This is a genomic window from Bacillus sp. FJAT-27225 (assembly GCF_001685025.1).
Taxonomy (GTDB): domain Bacteria; phylum Bacillota; class Bacilli; order Bacillales; family Cytobacillaceae; genus Bacillus_D.
Genome location: NZ_MAYU01000025.1, coordinates 41,799 through 58,776 on the forward strand (window position 1 = coordinate 41,799; position 16,978 = coordinate 58,776).

14 protein-coding genes and 1 pseudogene are annotated in these 16,978 nt (G+C 39.1%); 13 read left to right on the forward strand and 2 right to left on the reverse strand.

From position 1 onward, the window contains the following. Nucleotides 1-10 precede the first annotated feature (10 nt). The 4 genes from A8F94_RS22780 to A8F94_RS22795 all read left to right on the forward strand — a co-directional run bounded on the left by A8F94_RS22780 (nt 11) and on the right by A8F94_RS22795 (nt 5,633). The gene (locus tag A8F94_RS22780) at nt 11-952 is read left to right on the forward strand and encodes a carbohydrate ABC transporter permease (RefSeq protein ID WP_077247875.1); all 942 of its coding nucleotides are present in this window, start codon (nt 11-13) and stop codon (nt 950-952) included. Next, nucleotides 942-1,760, forward strand: a complete 819-nt coding sequence (locus tag A8F94_RS22785; protein ID WP_066206203.1) for a carbohydrate ABC transporter permease — start codon at nt 942-944, stop codon at nt 1,758-1,760. Before A8F94_RS22780 ends, A8F94_RS22785 begins: the two co-directional genes overlap by 11 nt. A 133-nt stretch (nt 1,761-1,893) precedes the next feature. Then, nucleotides 1,894-3,891 (forward strand): hypothetical protein, encoded by a 1,998-nt coding sequence (locus A8F94_RS22790; RefSeq protein WP_066206205.1) that lies wholly within the window; start codon nt 1,894-1,896, stop codon nt 3,889-3,891. A 149-nt stretch (nt 3,892-4,040) separates the two neighbouring features. Further along, nucleotides 4,041-5,633, forward strand: coding sequence for an FAD-dependent oxidoreductase (locus tag A8F94_RS22795; RefSeq protein ID WP_066206208.1), 1,593 nt, complete (start codon nt 4,041-4,043; stop codon nt 5,631-5,633). Between the two features lie 822 nt (nt 5,634-6,455). On the opposite strand, the gene A8F94_RS22800 is transcribed toward A8F94_RS22795, so the two are convergent. Further along, complete coding sequence (locus tag A8F94_RS22800) at nt 6,456-7,400, reverse strand: LCP family protein (RefSeq protein ID WP_066206211.1); 945 nt, start codon at nt 7,398-7,400, stop codon at nt 6,456-6,458. Nucleotides 7,401-7,689: 289 nt separating this feature from the next. Here A8F94_RS22800 and A8F94_RS22805 point away from each other — a divergent pair, with 289 nt between their 5' ends. Then, entirely contained in the window at nt 7,690-8,808 is a 1,119-nt protein-coding gene (locus tag A8F94_RS22805; RefSeq protein WP_066206213.1) for a cysteine desulfurase family protein, read from the forward strand. Nucleotides 8,809-8,861: 53 nt separating this feature from the next. On the opposite strand, the gene A8F94_RS22810 is transcribed toward A8F94_RS22805, so the two are convergent. Further along, nucleotides 8,862-9,098 carry a SelT/SelW/SelH family (seleno)protein gene (locus A8F94_RS22810; RefSeq protein WP_302621326.1) on the reverse strand — a complete coding sequence of 79 codons (237 nt, stop codon included), beginning with the start codon at nt 9,096-9,098 and terminating at the stop codon, nt 8,862-8,864. A 680-nt stretch (nt 9,099-9,778) separates the two neighbouring features. On the opposite strand from A8F94_RS22810, the pseudogene A8F94_RS26695 reads away from it, so the two are divergent. From A8F94_RS26695 to A8F94_RS22845, 8 genes and pseudogenes are all read left to right on the forward strand, one after another. Continuing rightward, nucleotides 9,779-9,916 (forward strand): annotated as a pseudogene (locus A8F94_RS26695) (hypothetical protein); the annotation flags it as partial. A gap of 466 nt (nt 9,917-10,382) precedes the next feature. Continuing rightward, on the forward strand, nt 10,383-11,378 hold the full coding sequence (locus A8F94_RS22815; protein ID WP_066206219.1) for a Bug family tripartite tricarboxylate transporter substrate binding protein: 996 nt from the start codon (nt 10,383-10,385) through the stop codon (nt 11,376-11,378). Nucleotides 11,379-11,416: 38 nt separating this feature from the next. Continuing rightward, nucleotides 11,417-11,869, forward strand: coding sequence for a tripartite tricarboxylate transporter TctB family protein (locus tag A8F94_RS22820; RefSeq protein ID WP_066206224.1), 453 nt, complete (start codon nt 11,417-11,419; stop codon nt 11,867-11,869). A gap of 13 nt (nt 11,870-11,882) precedes the next feature. Then, nucleotides 11,883-13,388, forward strand: coding sequence for a tripartite tricarboxylate transporter permease (locus A8F94_RS22825; protein ID WP_254660932.1), 1,506 nt, complete (start codon nt 11,883-11,885; stop codon nt 13,386-13,388). A 13-nt stretch (nt 13,389-13,401) separates the two neighbouring features. After that, a complete protein-coding gene (locus tag A8F94_RS22830; RefSeq protein ID WP_066206227.1) occupies nt 13,402-14,376 on the forward strand; it encodes a hydroxyacid dehydrogenase in 975 nt (324 codons plus the stop codon). Beyond that, a complete protein-coding gene (locus tag A8F94_RS22835) occupies nt 14,373-15,440 on the forward strand; it encodes an Ldh family oxidoreductase (protein WP_066206230.1) in 1,068 nt (355 codons plus the stop codon). The genes A8F94_RS22830 and A8F94_RS22835 overlap by 4 nt, the downstream gene beginning before the upstream one ends. Before the next feature lie 20 nt (nt 15,441-15,460). Then, nucleotides 15,461-16,243: an HpcH/HpaI aldolase family protein gene (locus A8F94_RS22840; protein WP_066206232.1), complete on the forward strand. Its 783-nt coding sequence runs from the start codon at nt 15,461-15,463 to the stop codon at nt 16,241-16,243. A gap of 37 nt (nt 16,244-16,280) precedes the next feature. Continuing rightward, nucleotides 16,281-16,973: a GntR family transcriptional regulator gene (locus tag A8F94_RS22845; RefSeq protein WP_066206235.1), complete on the forward strand. Its 693-nt coding sequence runs from the start codon at nt 16,281-16,283 to the stop codon at nt 16,971-16,973. The last annotated feature ends 5 nt before the right edge of the window (nt 16,974-16,978 follow it).

A 16,978-nucleotide genomic window follows, 5' to 3' on the forward strand; every position in this document is an offset into this window, starting at 1 on the left:
GTGAGATAAAATGATTAAAGTAGAAGCAAAAAAGAAAGACGTTCATCCTCAATTGATAACAAGACAAAATGGATTGAATGCAAAATGGCGTGATAATTTGGCAGGGTGGTTCTTTATATCGCCGATGTTTATTGGTTTTTTTGTATTTATGTTTGGTCCTTTAGTATATGCCTTTTTTATGAGCTTAAATGATTGGCCATTGTTAGGGGAGCATGCTTTTATTGGGTTAGAAAACTACAAAAATATAGTTAAAGACCCAACTTTTATTAAATCCTTTAAAAGTACGTTTTTATTTAGTTTTGGATTAGTTCCACTAAATATCATCCTAGCCATGCTATTAGCCTCATTATTAAAAAATAAGTTTGTAGGTATCGGTCTTTTTAGAACTGCCATTTTTGTACCAGTCGTCACATCAATGGTCGTATGGGCCATTGTCTGGAAGTATTTGCTTGCTCCTGAATTAGGTTTTATTAACCAGTTTTTGGATCTATTTGGAATACAAGGGCCATCTTGGCTTTTAGATACGAGTACTGCTTTACCTTCTGTTATCTTCATTAGTGTCATTAAAAATGTAGGCTTAAACATGGTATTATTCCTAGTCGCGATGCAGCAGGTACCTAGTGAGTTATTTGAAGCAGCTGAGCTTGATGGTGCATCTCCTTTTAAAAAGTTTACTCGTATCACCTTGCCATTGATCACACCAACCATCTTTTTAACAATGATCATTACGACAATAGGTGCGATGAAGGTTTTCGGACAAATTTATGTGATGACCCGTGGCGGCCCTGTCGATAGTACAAAAGTTATTGTTTACTATATCTGGGAAACTGCCTTTAAACAATATGACATGGGGTATTCATCCGCAATTGCATTTGTTCTTTTTTTCATTCTCTTAGCATTCACAATTTTATCTTGGGTCGTTAGGAAGAGGTGGGTTTTCTTTGAGGAGTAAAACGAATCTAATCAGTAAATATATCATTCTATCCCTCATATCATTAGTCATGATTGGTCCTTTGTTGTGGATGATTTCTACGTCTTTAAAGGAACCAACAAGAATCTTTACTCAATTTTTACCTGATCCAATCAGATGGGAGAATTATTCGGATGTATTATCAAATACTGTTTTTTTGAAACAATATTGGAATAGTATTTATATTGGTGTAATTGTTACCTTGCTTGTCATTTTGTTTGCTTCAATGGCCGGATATGCTTTTGCAAGAATAAAATTTCCAGGTAGAAATGTCATTTTTATTTTGTTTTTAAGTGTCATGATGATTCCGCCGGAAGTTACTATTATTCCATTGTTTTTATTTATGAGAGACCTCGAATTAATTAATACCCATTGGCCATTGGTTTTACTTCCTGTTTTTGGTGCTCCAGGAGCTTTTGGAGTATTTTTAATGCGACAATTTTTCTTAGTCATTCCAAAGGAACTAGAGGAAGCAGCCATCATGGACGGTTGCTCAAGGATTCGAATTTTTTGGAGAATCATGTTACCGCTTTCGATTCCGGCTGTATCAACGCTGACGATTTTTACTTTCTTATCCAACTGGGATGAATTTTTATATCCTCTTATCTTTACAAGTTCAAGAGAGCTAATGACCCTACCTGTCGGACTTTCTCTATTTACAGACGAAACAGGTACTGCGTGGCATCATTTAATGAGTGCAACAACGCTAGCTACTATCCCGTTGTTACTCATCTTCTTCTTTGCGCAGAAAAAATTCATTGAAGGAATGACAGCAGGAAGTATAAAGTGATGTCAACATAAAGGGGAGAACAGGTAAAGATTGTTACTAGGGATGTTTCAAGAGTTGATAGGGACGAGGAAATTCAATTCCCCCCGTCGGATTTGGCAAACGCAGAGTGTCTATAAGACAAGGAGGATATTACATGGTGAATCAAGATAAAGCTGTTACCAAAGAGTATTTGTTGGACATGAGTGATCATGAAAGCTATCGAGTGATGAATCAGAGAGGAGTTAAGCAGTGTGTATTGCCAAGCCCTTCCGTCCATAACGCGAGTTGGGATGCCTTATTGACTTCAGAAGGTGAACTCTATCTAAGCCTTTGTTCGGAACTAACTACAAGTGAATATGCGAAACTGGCCAAATATGACTATCAAAAAAATAAAGTAGAAGAACTATTTTATACGAAAGAACTTATTTTTTCTAACGAGCGTGTTATCCGTGACAGCAAGATTCATACTAGTCTTGCCCAACTAGGCGATGGACGATTAATTATGTTGACTCATACCACAGACAAGTCACCTAACCATCCTGCCTGGATGCCAAATGCCTATTATAATCATCCTTGGGAAGGCTATCCAGGAAGTTCACTGATTCTCTACGATCCTGTGACCGAAAAAGCAGAAAATTATGGAATTCCAGTTCACCGAGAAACACTCTATGGTGGTACTTATGATGCAGTGAAGAATGCTTACTACGCATTAGGGTATCTGAAAGGGCATCTTTATCGAATCGATCTGGATGACAGACAGGTAACTGACTATGGGCAGGTAGTAGAAAAAGCAAGTTATCGCCTAATTGTGGGCAGCGATGGAAATATCTACTTTACTTCACGAAACGGAGTGTTAATGCGAGTTAATGTCGAAACACAACAGGTTGAAAATCTTAGACATACTTTACCTAATAGTAGTGATAAATATCGTCGGAATCGCTCGTACATGACTTATGGGGTAAACGGACCAGATGGCAGATTATATATGTCGGGCATGTTCCATGATGAACTCTCTGCTTATGATCCTAAAACCGATCATTTTGAGGTGATTGGCCGTTACAAGCAACCAGAATTTTATATAAAGGGTATTGAAAACAATGATTATATTGGGGCGATGGATTTCGATGCAAATGGAGTACTATACTATATTGTTTGTGGGTTGAGACAAGATCAGGGAGAAGATTTCAAGCTGGGGAGTTCTTTAATGTGTTGGGATATTCTGAAAGGAAAAGCTCCCGAATTCTTAGGGCTTGCTGGTACTGAGAGTCGTGTAACAACATCTTCTTGTAGCTTATTTATTGATAAAGGGAAACAGATCCTTTATATAGTTTCAACAAATCATGGAAATGATGCACCAGATGTCATTGCTGTAGACTTACCTGTATATAAAGAAAAAGCTTATGAACTTGGTCCTGTCACACAAGATCCTTTTGTCTATCAAGATAATAAACTCTATGAAGAACACGGTGAAAGCATTCGAAATACAAGGATAGTATGGGACACCAATCCATTTACATTCACTGCAAAATCAGTTATTCCAGTTGCTTTGTGGAAAGATTTTTCTGATGAGGAGGTTTTCGATTCAGGAGTCAAAAAGTTGGTTTGGAATAGCGGGAATTTGGAAATCTACACCGGTGAAAAATCATTCTATCAACACATTCTTGATGAAAGTGGAAAAATAGTACAGAAAAACCAAATTGGCCAAATAGAAGTGGAACCACCAGCCAATCTGAAATTGGAATTACCATATTATCCTGGTCGTCAGTATCAGGCGGTTGTAGATAAAATGATTCCCATCAATGGAGAGAGGCATTTTATCGCTACTAAAGACGGCATGTTAGCTATACGGGATGGAAGAAACGTGTACGCTCTCGGACCTGCTTGTTCTAATGGCCCAGTTCACGATTTGACGGTTACCAAAGATGGTAAAAAAGTTTATGGAGTTGCTGGCGACATCGATGGTTTCTCAATCGTTTTTGAATATAGCAATGAAAAAGGATTAAGATGGTTAGGAACAGTTGCAACTGACAACTATCAATATGGTTGCTTCAATAGCCCGAATCTGACAAGTATAGCTTTAAACGAATCTGATACGATTTTAGCAATTGGTTCCGGCGGTAGAATGGGTTCTGTCTACCTATACAGTTTATAATACTGAATGATTTTAGAAAGCGGAATATCATGATGGGAGTAATAGTTTTAAAGAGAGAATGTTAGAACGATTGAAAAGTGCCAAAGGATTTTAAAGAAGCCATTGATTAAATGTAAAAATCATGGGATTTCTAGAAAAGGGTGTAGAGAGTGTCACTTGAACAATTATATTACTATCGGAAATCAGAAAAACTCGATAATCCAAAAAAAATAGAACGGGATGTAATCATTTATGGAGCAACTGTAGGTGGGATTACTGCTGCTGTTCAATTAAGAAGATACGGTCTATCAGTGGCTATAACTGAATTTGGTAATCATATAGGAGGTATGACTACTTCTGGATTATCAGCGACCGACCTCGGTTCAGAATACGCAGTAGGTGGCTTGGCTATGGAATTTTATAAAGAGGTCAGTTCATTCTATGGTAAACCTAAAGAATTTAAATTCGAGCCAAAAGTTGCAAGAAGTATCATTCAAAATTGGATTTCGGAATATGGTCTTGAAATATATAAAGAACAACATTTAGAGAGCGTAATAACGGAAAATGGAGCCATCTCAGAAATTATAATGGAGAATGGCAATTCTTTTATAGGAAAAGTATTTATTGATTCTTCTTATGAAGGAGATTTAATGGCAAAAACAGGAGTTTCCTATGCTGTGGGAAGAGAATCCAATTCGAAATATCATGAAATTTATAATGGTATCCAATTTAAAGAACAGCACCACAAATTTGAAACATGGATTGATCCTTATAAGGTGGAAGGAATTCCGGAAAGTGGATTGTTATATGGGATTGATGATATTAATCTAGCTGATCTTGGATACAATGGCAAAGAAGACAATACAATACAAGCTTACAATTTCCGAATATGCTTGACAAAAGATAAGGAAAAAAAGGTTGAATTCCCGAAGCCTAATAACTATGATCCAGAGAAATATCAATTGCTACTTCGATATATCCTAACTGGACATTGGGATGCTATGAAATTAAATACCCCTTTACCAAACAACAAATGGGATTTGAATAATTTTGGTGCTTTTTCAACTGATTACATTGGTAAGAATTATGAATGGCCCGATGGGGATTATGAAACAAGAGAAAAAATATATCAAGACCACTTGGAATATAATATGGGATTGCTCTATTTTTTATCCAATGATAAAAGAGTTCCAGCTAAAATAAGGGAGGAAGTTTCACAATTTGGTTTAGCAAAGGATGAGTTTGTTGAGACGGGACATTGGCCGCCACAATTGTATATACGAGAAGCTAGACGGATGATTTCGGATTATGTCATGATTGACAGAAATTGTTTGAAGCAAAGAGTTGCAGAGGATTCAATTGGGCTTGCTTCATATCATATGGACTCGCATAATTGTCGCAGATTTGTCATAGATGGTCGTGTTGTTAACGAGGGGGATGTTGAAATTGCCGTTTCACCGTTTCCGATTTCTTACCGTTCCATCCGTCCTAAGGCAGAAGAGTGCTCAAATTTATTAGTGCCAGTAGCTGTTTCTAGTTCCCATATAGCGTTCGGAAGTATCCGAATGGAGCCAGTTTTTATGATAATAGGACAGTCTACTGCCGTGGCGGCTATGATTGCAATTCAAAACGATATTTCTGTTCAAAATATTGATTACAAAATTCTATCAGAAGAATTGGAGAAAGTTGGACAAATATTGAGATGGGATGATTCGATTAAGGACGATCCAATTGCTCGAATGGAAGCAACTTTCGGCCAGTAATATATGGGGCTGTTGTAGTTAATAAAAAAAGATATATTGTCTCTTCGAAAAGAAGTGTTGATAGGTATATCACAAATTTTTTTATAGAGGCACAGTATTTAAATGGTTCTGTTGCTTCCTTGATTTATCATTCTTCCGGGTACATCAAGGTACTAAAAAACAGGAGTTAACAAAGTTCACAACCGTTTGTAATCTGGGTTCCAGGTCAGGTGGGGTCGATTCACACACATTCCAGCCACAGTATTTTATACAAAAAAATCTAAAGCCTCAAACCTAATCAAGACCAAGGGTTTGAGGCTTTTTTATTTTCAGATTCTAAAGAGTCCACTGGTTTTTGTGTAAATTATTCAGTATACGTACACCAGAAGCTATAGAGACGAACCACTATACTTTTTGTTTTCTTCCCGTAAATAGGGTAGCGGGGATACAAATCCGTAACAATTTTAAGCCCTTTTCAAGTAAAATCCTATTCTTTTACCTTTCAATATTTAAAATGAGTGCTTTAAAATAATTTGCTTAATTTTATTTGATATAAAACACTTACAAAAACTTAAAAACTTGTGTTGTTTTACTATGCGTATCATTGCTTAAAAATACTTAGAAGGCATGCGAACTCCTTGTACCAAGAAGAAGGATTAGTATTAATCATGGATTTTTTTAAAAAGCAAGATAATATTTCAGGTGAGCAAATTTGCTACCTTTTTGATGTATCCAGTGATGCTGCCGCAGAAGAGTAAGTGCCTAGATTGAGAATAAACAGTCTAATTTAACATAATCAATAAGAAAGATTATGGCTACGGGTCTCGGGTGTATAATCAAGGCTTACTTATTTTCACTTCCTAAAAACTTATTAAGAGCCTTTTTATTTTGTTCTAAATCCACTTCCAGCACTTCCCCAATTTCTTCATGGCGTACATTTGTAAAGCTGCCATCTTCGGGAATTCGCAGTGTTTTCATTTCTCCACTTTCATTTGTCAGAACGTCTTTTCCTATCGTCAAAAGTGTGGCGGTATCAATATCGGTATCGATGTATGTACCTAAAAGTCCTAAGAGATCGGGAAGCTTTGCGACACTATGTATACTAACGGCTTCATCCTTTAATTTTGTGATGACTTCTTGCTGTCTTTGTACCCGGCCGAAGTCACTTAGGCGATCTTGACGGAAACGAACATATCCTAACAGTTCTTTGCCATGAAGTTGTTGATTCCCTTTCTCTAACACCATTCCGTTACCAATGGGCATCTCATATGGAATATCTACTCCAATTCCATCGGGCGCGAGAAGGTCGACAGCTTTTTCGAAGCCTTCAAAGTTGGCAATCGCATAATGATGAATATCCAGGCCAAAATTTAATTGAATGGTCTCCCTTAATAATTCAGGTCCTCCGTATGTATAAGCAGCATTTAACTTATGCTTTCCATGTCCAGGTATGGATACGTACATATCCCGCATGAGGGAAATAAGTTTTATGTCTTGAGTTTTGGGATTATAGTGTCCTACCATTATAGTATCGGTTCTTGATTGTTTTTCTCCCCTGGAGTCACTTCCCAGTATAAGGACATTTACTGCATCTGTTTTACTTTTCTCCCCTTGAAAAGAATGAGTTGCTTCAGCTTTTTTAAATGGTTGATTAACCTTTTTTATCGTTCCTTCTATATACTGAATGATCGTCAAAAGGCCAACCAAAAAGACACTTAATAGAAGGAGGGCGGCAGCTACTCTCATCCATTTTATCTTTCTTCTTTTTCTTGTCTTTTTTCCTGCCATATGTGCACCACCCGAGTTGAAAAATAATTCTCCCAATGAATCAAGTTAAAAAATGGCCCTCTCTTCAGTTACGGATAGGGGGAATCGGAAACTGAAGAAGTTACCATTTTTTAAACTTGAAGTAGCCATTATCGCATAATTACATTTCAACTATTGGTATATCAGATTACAATTGTTTAAAATTCTATTAACATTTTTAGAAGAGAAGGTATATGAAAAAACGGATGCTTTTGTTCTAGGGAATTCAATTTCTTATTATAGTGTTATATTGGAAAGGGAGAAGCGAAATATGGATCACATTTATTTAGACTACAATGCCAGTACACCTTTGGCACCAGAGGTAATTAACACAATGATTCCACTGCTGCAAGATTTTTATGGAAATCCATCCGCACTTCATTGGGCTGGGGCACCGGTAAAGGGGTTATTACAGAAAGCTAGAGAACAGGTTGCTAGCTTACTTGGCTGTTCCTCTGAGGAAATTACTTTTACGAGCGGGGGAAGTGAGGCTAATAACCTGGCGCTAAAGGGCTTCTTTTTTAAAAATAAGGGCAAAGGTAGCCATATTATTACGTCCAAAATTGAACATCCCGCTGTGATCAATCCATGTAAATTCCTTGAGAGAATAGGGGCGAAGGTTACTTATGTAGGTGTAGATCAATACGGGAGAGTGTCACCGGAGGAAATTGAAAAAGCCATTACAAAAGATACGATTTTAATCTCGGTCATGCATTCCAACAATGAAACCGGCACCTTACAGCCGATTCAAGAAATTGGGAATTTAGCAGAAAGAAATGGGATTGCCTTTCATACGGATGCCTCTCAGTCAGTCGGTAAAGTACCGGTCAATGTGAACGACTTAAAAATCGATATGCTGACAATTGCAGGCCATAAACTTTATGCACCGAAAGGAATCGGCGCGTTGTATATAAGAAAAGGAATCGAGCTGGAGCCATTGATACACGGGGCTGGCCATGAATCGGGGCTGCGGGCTGGGACTGAAAACACCTTGTTGGCAGTCGGACTAGGGACAGCGTGTAAAATTGCTGGAAGCTATGTTGGTAGCAGAGAACTTAAGGAACTGACGGAGTACTTTTGGGACAGGTTAAAGAAACAGTTTGGGGACCTGGTTCAATTAAACGGGCATCCGGAAGAGCGGCTGCCAAATACATTGAATGTAAGTTTTGTGAAAAGAATTGGGCAGGACTTGCTTGATAAAATTCCTCAGCTAGCCGCCTCGACCGGCTCTGCCTGCCATGCCGGCAGCATCGAATTATCTCCGGTTTTAAAAGAGATGGCTGTTCCGGAACAGGTCGGAATGGGGGCAATCCGCTTCAGTTTGGGGAGGCATACGACCAAGGATGAGATTGATCAGGTTCTTCTTTGGTTAAAAAAGGCTATAAACTAAAGCAGAAAGGACAGCAGCTTATTGACGCTGCTGTCCTTATATGTCTAAGTGTATTATTGGTCCTTTTCTTTTACTATGTTCAGCACTTCGCCCTTTTCAGGGAAACGGCCTGTTTCCTTTTTAGAGAAAATGTTCTGGCCGTCCACCGAAACCTCGAACACGCCTCCAGTACTTGGGATCAATTCCAACTTATTAGCATTATTTTTAAATTCATTTAACAATTCATCCGCCAGACCGACGGCTTTTGGTAAGTTGCCTCAAGCAGTACAGTATTCAATACGAATTTCCATTTTCATCTCACTCCTGAACGAATTTTCTGAATCTACTGATATTATATGCACTTGTATATGTACTTTCAAATTTAATGCTCAATGATAAGTAGATTTATCTATAACATTCCCCGTATGTATAAATAATAGACCAGGGAAAACATATCAAGTAAGATATGAACCCAAGGTATAAAAGAAGAGTTCGAAGTACCATCCAAAAGATGAATTTGTAGGTCAGCAAAGGTGCACATTATTTTGAAAGGCCATGCCATGATGATTGTAATTATAGGTTTGGGATTCTCCTTAACTGATAAATGCTTATAAAAGAGAAGAAATTATAGTGGGAAAAGGAGCCGATTAAATGAACGTCACAAAGGCAATAGCACTGTTTATTTGCTATGTCTGCTTCAGTCCTGGCATGATGTAATAATGCTGGAGAGGTGAATCCTCCACCAGAAAATACCCTTGCGGAAAACAGGCGACAGACCCAAATGAGAAACAAATTGTTAAAAAATAGATTATCCTTCGCCTCATTCGAGTTGGAAGTGGACACCCAAAAAACGTTTGATGCGATTGATAAGTTATGAAAAAGAAAAAGATAGTACAGAAGCTTCCTATGTCGACAAAGAGAAGAATGTTGAACTTGCTGGCAATGATGCAATGAAAGAATTACATGATAAATTTAAACTTTATTTTTTGATCAACATACTTCTGATGAGGAGGTTCTCGAGCAGGTATCGAAGGTGTTTGATATACCGGAAAATGTAAAAGAGATTGAAGTAGAGATTGTATTTGCGGATGGAATAGAGAAGGAATATAGATTCCAATCAAACAGTTAACAGGGAATCCAATGGCAAATGAGAAAAGGAGTAGGGGGGCTTTACCCCAGCTCCTATTCAAGTGCCCTTTCCTTATCGGCAATTGTGGAACATTGGGTACCGTCTTGTGAAGAAATTAGAAGAGAGTGACATGTGAATTTATAGCGTGGTTTTGTTTAGTATTCACGTTTTTATTTTCGTGACAGAGTTTATCAATACATAATTATAGTTTAAAATTTTTGCAAACTAAATTAGTATACAAAAGTGGGAGAAATAGTTTGTGAATTTTACCGGAAGTTAGATGATTTTAAATTTTCTAAAAAATAATTGACCAAAATGATAGTTTAAAATATAATCTAAAATATGATATCTGATATATCAGATATCATATTTTAGAAATTGAATGGGGGGATTTTTACTTAGAAAGGAAAAACTCTTCACTGTTTTAATTTAGTATTAAAGCACAAAAATATTAAAGGAGGCTTTTATGAAAGCGCTTAAAAAACTATTGGGATTGTGTTGTCTTGTTTCTATGAGTCTAGTAATAGCTGCCTGTTCAAGTGGAGAAAGCTCAGCTAAAAAAAATGGTACTGACTTTCCGAAGAAATCAATTGAGTTAATAATTGGATATTCAGCCGGCGGTGGTACTGATGTGGTCGCCAGGCATGTAATCGAAGCCGCAAATAAGCATATGCCTAATGGACAAAGCATTGTTGCGGTAAATAAACCAGGAGGCAGCGGTACTATTGCATTAGCTGAAATTATGAAGGCAAAACCAGATGGTTATAAATTGGGTTCAGTAACAACAGGCAACCTTGCAATTCAGCCAAACTATGGAAAAACACCATATCAGAGTGACGGTTTTATACCGATTGCACAATTTAATTCAGCACAAAACCTGTTGGTTGTCAAAGCTGATGCCCCATGGGAAACGTATGAAGAGTGGTTGGAATACGTAAAGAAAAATCCCGGTAAATTTTCTTATTCTACAGCTGGTGCAGGCAATACGCAGCACTTGGCAATGGAAGCTTTAAATATTAAGGAAAAAATCCAAACAAAACATGTCCCATTTGATGGAGCGGCACCAGGAATCACTGCTTTATTGGGAGGCCACGTCGACGGAGCAGTCATTTTAACCCAGGAAGCAAAACAACATACTGATTCAGGAGCCTTGAGAGTCCTTGCAAATATGGGCACAACAGAACTCTCTGAATATAAAGATGCCGCTTTCCTTAAAGACCAAGGGTATGTTGGCTTGGATACATGGTCAGGTGTTGTAGCACCAAAGGGTACACCTAAGGAAGTTATTGAAATCCTTCAGGAAGCCTTTAAAAAGGGATTAGAGGACCCGGAGTTAAAAGAAAAGTTCAAAAAAATCGGGCTAGAGCCAGCATTTGCGGGATCTGCAGAATTTGCAAAAAATATAAAGGAAAGTAACAAAATTACTAATGATGTTGCAGAACAAATCGGTTTGAAAAAATAATTCTGTAATTTGTAAGCGCTTTAAAAAGGGGGTGTGTCATGGCAAAGCAAAATGCTGCCTTATGGGCAGGTGTCGCGGTAATAGTATTCGGAGCAATCTTCCTCATTCAAGCTCTTGAGTTTGACTACTATAGTGAAAATGGTCCAGGTCCGGGCCTCCTTCCTTTGTGGCTGAGTATTCTTATTATGATAATGGGCGTCCTTTATATAGTAGAGTCACTGCGTCATAAAGTTTCATTCAAGGAAATACTTCCGACGGGACAAGGATTAATGAACGTATTGATTATATTGGGATCATTGGTTCTTTTGCTTCTAACTATTAATTTTATCGGTTTTACTATCGCAAGCACACTATTTCTCTACATCCTTCTCGCGAAAGCGTATAAGTGGTATGTAGGCCTGGGAATCGCACTTGGAATCTCTCTCCTGCTTTCTTGGGTGTTTGGTACCTTGTTAAGCATTCCACTTCCGGTTAATTTGTTTGGATGGTAAAGGGGGGAGAAAATTGGAGTCATTGTCAATGCTGTTTGAAGGATTTTCATTGGCCTTGTCAGGCTGGAATATCTTTTTCTGTCTTCTGGGAGTCACGATTGGCATGCTCGTGGGTGTAATGCCAGGACTTGGGCCGACAGCCGGGACTGCAATGTTGATTCCGCTTACATTCGGGATGGATCCCATGTCAGCCATTATCATGCTTGCAGGAATATATTACGGAGCTATGTACGGAGGTACCATAACTGCTGTCTTGATCAACACTCCCGGAGAAGCCGCTTCTGTCATCACAGCTCTTGATGGTTATCAGATGGCCAAACAGGGAAGGGCGGGTGTAGCGCTTGGAGTGTCTGCCATAGGGTCATTCGTAGGAGGAACAATAGCTGTACTGGGGCTGGCTTTTATAGGTCCTCCACTCGCGAAACTCGCCCTAAGGTTTGGGCCGCCTGAATTCTTTGCCTTAATGATGCTGGGATTATTGATGGTAGTTGGGTTGATGGGAAAATCCTTAATCAGAGGGATCATCGCCGCTGTCTTCGGTTTGATTTTATCATTAATCGGTATGGATCCTGTCTCGGGAACGACTCGATTTACATTTGGGCAATTGGATTTATTGAACGGCCTGGATTTTGTCGCGATTGCAATGGGCCTATTTGGGATATCAGAAATCCTGATGAATGTCGAGAATAAATTAAAGGAAGAAAAGCCTCATGCAGTAAAAGGGATGTTTCCTTCCCAAAAAGAGGTCCGTCCAACTATGAAGGCAATTGGAAGAGGGACAGGACTTGGATTTTTATTGGGACTAATTCCTGGTACAAACGCTGTTATCGCCTCCATCATGTCCTACTCGATGGAGAAAAAGTTGGCAAAGGATCCCTCAAGGTTTGGCAAGGGAGCCATTGAAGGAGTGGCCGGACCGGAAACAGCCAACAATGCCTATAGCGGAGCGGCGTTGATCCCATTGTTTACACTCGGGCTTCCGAGTTCTCCAACAGTTGCAGTCATATTGGGAGCTTTTATCCTCCATGGATTAACACCAGGTCCTGTGTTGTTTCAAAGTAATCCTTCCTTTGTTTGGGGAGTAATAGCTAGTATGTTTATTGGAAACATTTTATTGCTCATCATGAATCTTCCGTTGGCAAATATATGGGCGAAAATAGCGACTGTACCTTACAAGCTCTTGTTTCCAATTATTCTGATCATATCGGTATTAGGCTGTTACAGTGTAAACAACAGTCTATGGGACGTGGGTGTAATGATTGTTTTCGGTATACTGGGATATTTAATGAAAAAGCTGGATATTCCTATTGCCGCTGTTGTTTTAACATTTGTCCTAGGCAACCAGATTGAATCATCCTTATTACAGTCTTTGGCTATGTCAGATGGCTCTCTAATGATTTTTATTTCAAGGCCAATTTCAGGTTTTTTAATCATCCTTGCGCTGTTAATTTTAACCTTTAGCATAATAAGTATGGTGAAAAGTAAGAGAGATATCCTTGTTTCTGATGTAGAAATGTAGAGGGGAAATTCGAATGAATAAACCAAAAGTATTGATCGTTCAGGAAATAGCCGAGGAAGGAATTGAGGTTCTTAAAGATGCCGGGTATGAAATAGTTGTTCCCGATGGTCCTTCAGAGGAAGCTTTATCGAACGTTGTAGGTGATTGCGATGCAATCCTTGTAAGGACAACAAATATCACGAAAAAGACGTTAGATGCTGCTTCTTCGTTAAAAGTAATCGCTAGGCACGGGGTAGGGACTGATAATATCAATATTGAGGCAGCAACTGCCAGGAATATCCCGGTCTGCAATGTACCTACTTCAAATTCAAATGCCGTTGCCGAGCATGTGGTTGGTCTCATGCTTTCATTGGCACACCAAATCAATAGAGCCGATAAAGCTCTCAGGAATGGACGGTTTGAAGTTAGGCATACGTATACAGGAACGGAATTATCCAATAAAGTTCTGGGTTTAATAGGGTTCGGCAATATTGGCAGACTCGTTGCGCATAAGTGCCACCATGGATTGGGCATGCATGTAAAAGTTTTTGACCCTTATATTAAGAAAACAGAAGAATTTAACTATGTAGAAGTAGCCGATTCCTTGGATGAATTGTTGGCTGAGTCTGACTTTGTTTCCCTTCATTTGCCCTACTCCCCGGACTTGCATCATATGATTAATGAAGAAAAACTTTCAAAATTTAAGTCTACAGCCTATCTGGTAAATTGCGCACGGGGAGGGCTAGTAGATGAAGCTGCTTTACATAAGGCTCTAAAAAATAACATCATTGCAGGAGCAGCGCTGGATGTTTTTGAAGAGGAACCCCCAGGGAATCATCCGCTTTTCGAATTGGAAAACATCATCGTTACGCCTCATATGGCTGCACACACAAAGGAATCATTAATTAACATGGCTACTGGAGCCGCAAGATCCATTATTCAGGTTTTAAGCGGGGAAAAACCAGCATCCTGTGTCAACATGGATGCAATAGAAGGTGTTAAACAATGAGCGGAAAGAAGATTTCGGTCAATGTACTGAATCGATATGGAGTTTCCTTATTATCAAAATGCATACCAAAAGACGAAGCTGAGATTGTGATGGAAACGTTAATCGATGCTGACTTAAGTGGCGTTCCTTCACATGGAGTTTCCAGAATAACGGATTACATAAACCGAATGGAATCCGGATTGATAGAAAGAAGCACCGAGATTGAGATTAAAAGCAATACTCCAACAACTGCTCTATTTAACGCAAATAATGGCTGGGGACAGGTTGTGTCGGTCAAAGCGATGAATAAAGCAATCGAAATGGCAGAACAGTATGGAACCGGGTTTGTTGGTGTCTGCGGGTCCAACCATAACGGTACAGCGGCATACTTTACGAAAATGGCTGCTGAAAAAGGTTTTGTAGGAATTGCTATGACGAATACTTCCGCTACCATGGTTCCTTTTGGAGGAATGGAACCTTCTCTTGGAACAAACCCAATATCAATCGCTATACCTGGACCAGCAGGCTTTCCTATTGTACTTGATATGGCAACAAGCAATGTTGCTAGAGGAAAAATCATACAGGCAAAAAAGAAAAACCAGAAAATACCCGAAGGCTGGGCAATCACAAAAGATGGGGAGCATACGACAGATCCCGAAAAGGCCCTTAAGGGGTACATGCTGCCAATGGGGCCGAAGGGATCGGGTCTCGCCATTATAATCGACATTCTTTGCGGTGTAATGACAGGTGCCAATTTCGGAAAGGGTGTTCCCCGTATGTACGACGACCCGGAGCCACAGCTTATTGGCCATTTCTTTGGCGCTATTAATGTAGAAGGTTTTATAAATCGTTCAGCCTTTGATGAAAGAATGAAAGAAAAAGTGGCTGAAACAACCGGAACAAAGCCGATGAAAGGGTTTGATCGGGTTTTTATGCCTGGAGAAATTGAATATTTGAAGAAAAAACAACAATTGGAGGATGGAATCCTTCTCCCACAGGAAATTTTTGATGAATTAATTCACACCGGAAAGAAATATGGGGTGGAGATATCCGATTTCATGAATAAGGAAAAGGTTCAGAACTAACAGGGAAATGGGGAATGAAGATGTTCAAAAATAGGCTGAAGGCTAATTTGGCAAATGGAGATAAAAAAAGTCATCTAAGTTTGTTTGTTGGTTTTCCTTCTATTCATGTAGTTGAAATGGCCGCCTATAATCACTTCGATGTCGTTGTCATTGACTGCGAACACGGGAACTTATCCTATGAAAATATAGAACATATGGTAATCGCTGCGGAAAATGCAGGAATAACCCCCCTTGTTAGGACAGTTTCGAGTGAACCCGGCGAAATATTAAAGGTACTAGACAGAGGAGCTCATGGTGTTCATGTTCCTCAGGTGGAAACAAAGGAACAGGCGGAACGAATAATTGAAGCTGTAAAATATCCCCCGATTGGGAAAAGAGGAGCCGCATTCTCCATGAGGGCAGCAAAATATGGAACTTTGCCGATCGAGGAGTACCTTGAAAAGGCAAACGAGGAAACATTGGTATGTGTCCATATCGAGAGTGAGAAAGCAATGCAAAATTTGAATGAAATCCTCCAAACTCCTGGGATCGACCTTGTCTATGTTGGCCCAACTGATCTCTCGGTTTCTTTGGGATATGGGGGCAGTATCGATCATCCTGAAGTATTGAAAGCAGTTGATGAAATAAAGAAAACGGCAGCCAGATATAACGTGAAAATTGGGGTTCATACCAAAAATGGCCTGGGAGCACAAAATCGTTCCAGATGGGGAGCGGACTATATAGGTATAACGGTGAGCTCCCTTATTATTGATTCTTTTAATCAATACACGTCATTAGCGCGAAAGGAAGGAGTTGAAATTTAAGGCTGACTATTTGGGGACATAGTCAAAATTAAATCCTATGGAAGAAAAAAATGAACAATTCTCATCATTATCAATCTATTCAACAGAAATCAAGTCGCTCAGGGACATCGTTTTAGAATCTCTTCGTGAATCCATTATAACCGGCAAAATAAAGCCGGGTGAACATTTGAAAGAGAGGCAGCTCGCAGAGGCGATGGGAATCAGCACGACACCGATCAAGGAAGCGCTCCGAATCCTAAGCCATGAAGGATTGGTGGAAACATACCCTCGTAAAGGGGCGTATGTTTCCCATATGGTCGAAACATCAATTGCAGAAATGTTAATGGTTAGGGCCTCCCTCGAAAGTTTAGCAGCCAGATTATGCACAGATAAACTTGATGAAAAGGGATTAAGAGATTTGGAAGAGCAAATAAACAGGATGGAACATCTCGTTAAATCAAAAGATACCGAACGGTTATCTCTCGAAAATACAAAATTTCATCAGATGATCCAACAAGGTGCGGAAAATCCTGTCATCAAGCAAATGTTATCTGTCATTGTAAACTATGACAATATGTTTCGGAAAAAGGCTCTTTCGCTTGAAATGGAAGTGGAAGAAGGTTTCGCCGAACATCGAAAAATCTTTGAAGCAATCAGAGACAAGGATAGTGAATTAGCTGAAAAGAGAATGAAAGACCATATTATGAGAACGGCAGCACATGTCATGAAATATTTAAACATTGGAGGATAATTTTT

Bases quoted from the DNA above. Each gene is read 5' to 3' on its own strand.
- A8F94_RS22815 (WP_066206219.1), top strand. From the start codon at position 10,383: ATGAAAGCGCTTAAAAAACTATTGGGATTGTGTTGTCTTGTTTCTATG.
- A8F94_RS22830 (WP_066206227.1), top strand. From the start codon at position 13,402: ATGAATAAACCAAAAGTATTGATCGTTCAGGAAATAGCCGAGGAAGGA.
- A8F94_RS22835 (WP_066206230.1), top strand. From the start codon at position 14,373: ATGAGCGGAAAGAAGATTTCGGTCAATGTACTGAATCGATATGGAGTT.
- A8F94_RS22790 (WP_066206205.1), top strand. From the start codon at position 1,894: ATGGTGAATCAAGATAAAGCTGTTACCAAAGAGTATTTGTTGGACATG.
- A8F94_RS22840 (WP_066206232.1), top strand. From the start codon at position 15,461: ATGTTCAAAAATAGGCTGAAGGCTAATTTGGCAAATGGAGATAAAAAA.
- A8F94_RS22800 (WP_066206211.1), bottom strand. From the start codon at position 7,400: ATGGCAGGAAAAAAGACAAGAAAAAGAAGAAAGATAAAATGGATGAGA.
- A8F94_RS22805 (WP_066206213.1), top strand. From the start codon at position 7,690: ATGGATCACATTTATTTAGACTACAATGCCAGTACACCTTTGGCACCA.
- A8F94_RS22820 (WP_066206224.1), top strand. From the start codon at position 11,417: ATGGCAAAGCAAAATGCTGCCTTATGGGCAGGTGTCGCGGTAATAGTA.
- A8F94_RS22845 (WP_066206235.1), top strand. From the start codon at position 16,281: ATGGAAGAAAAAAATGAACAATTCTCATCATTATCAATCTATTCAACA.
- A8F94_RS22780 (WP_077247875.1), top strand. From the start codon at position 11: ATGATTAAAGTAGAAGCAAAAAAGAAAGACGTTCATCCTCAATTGATA.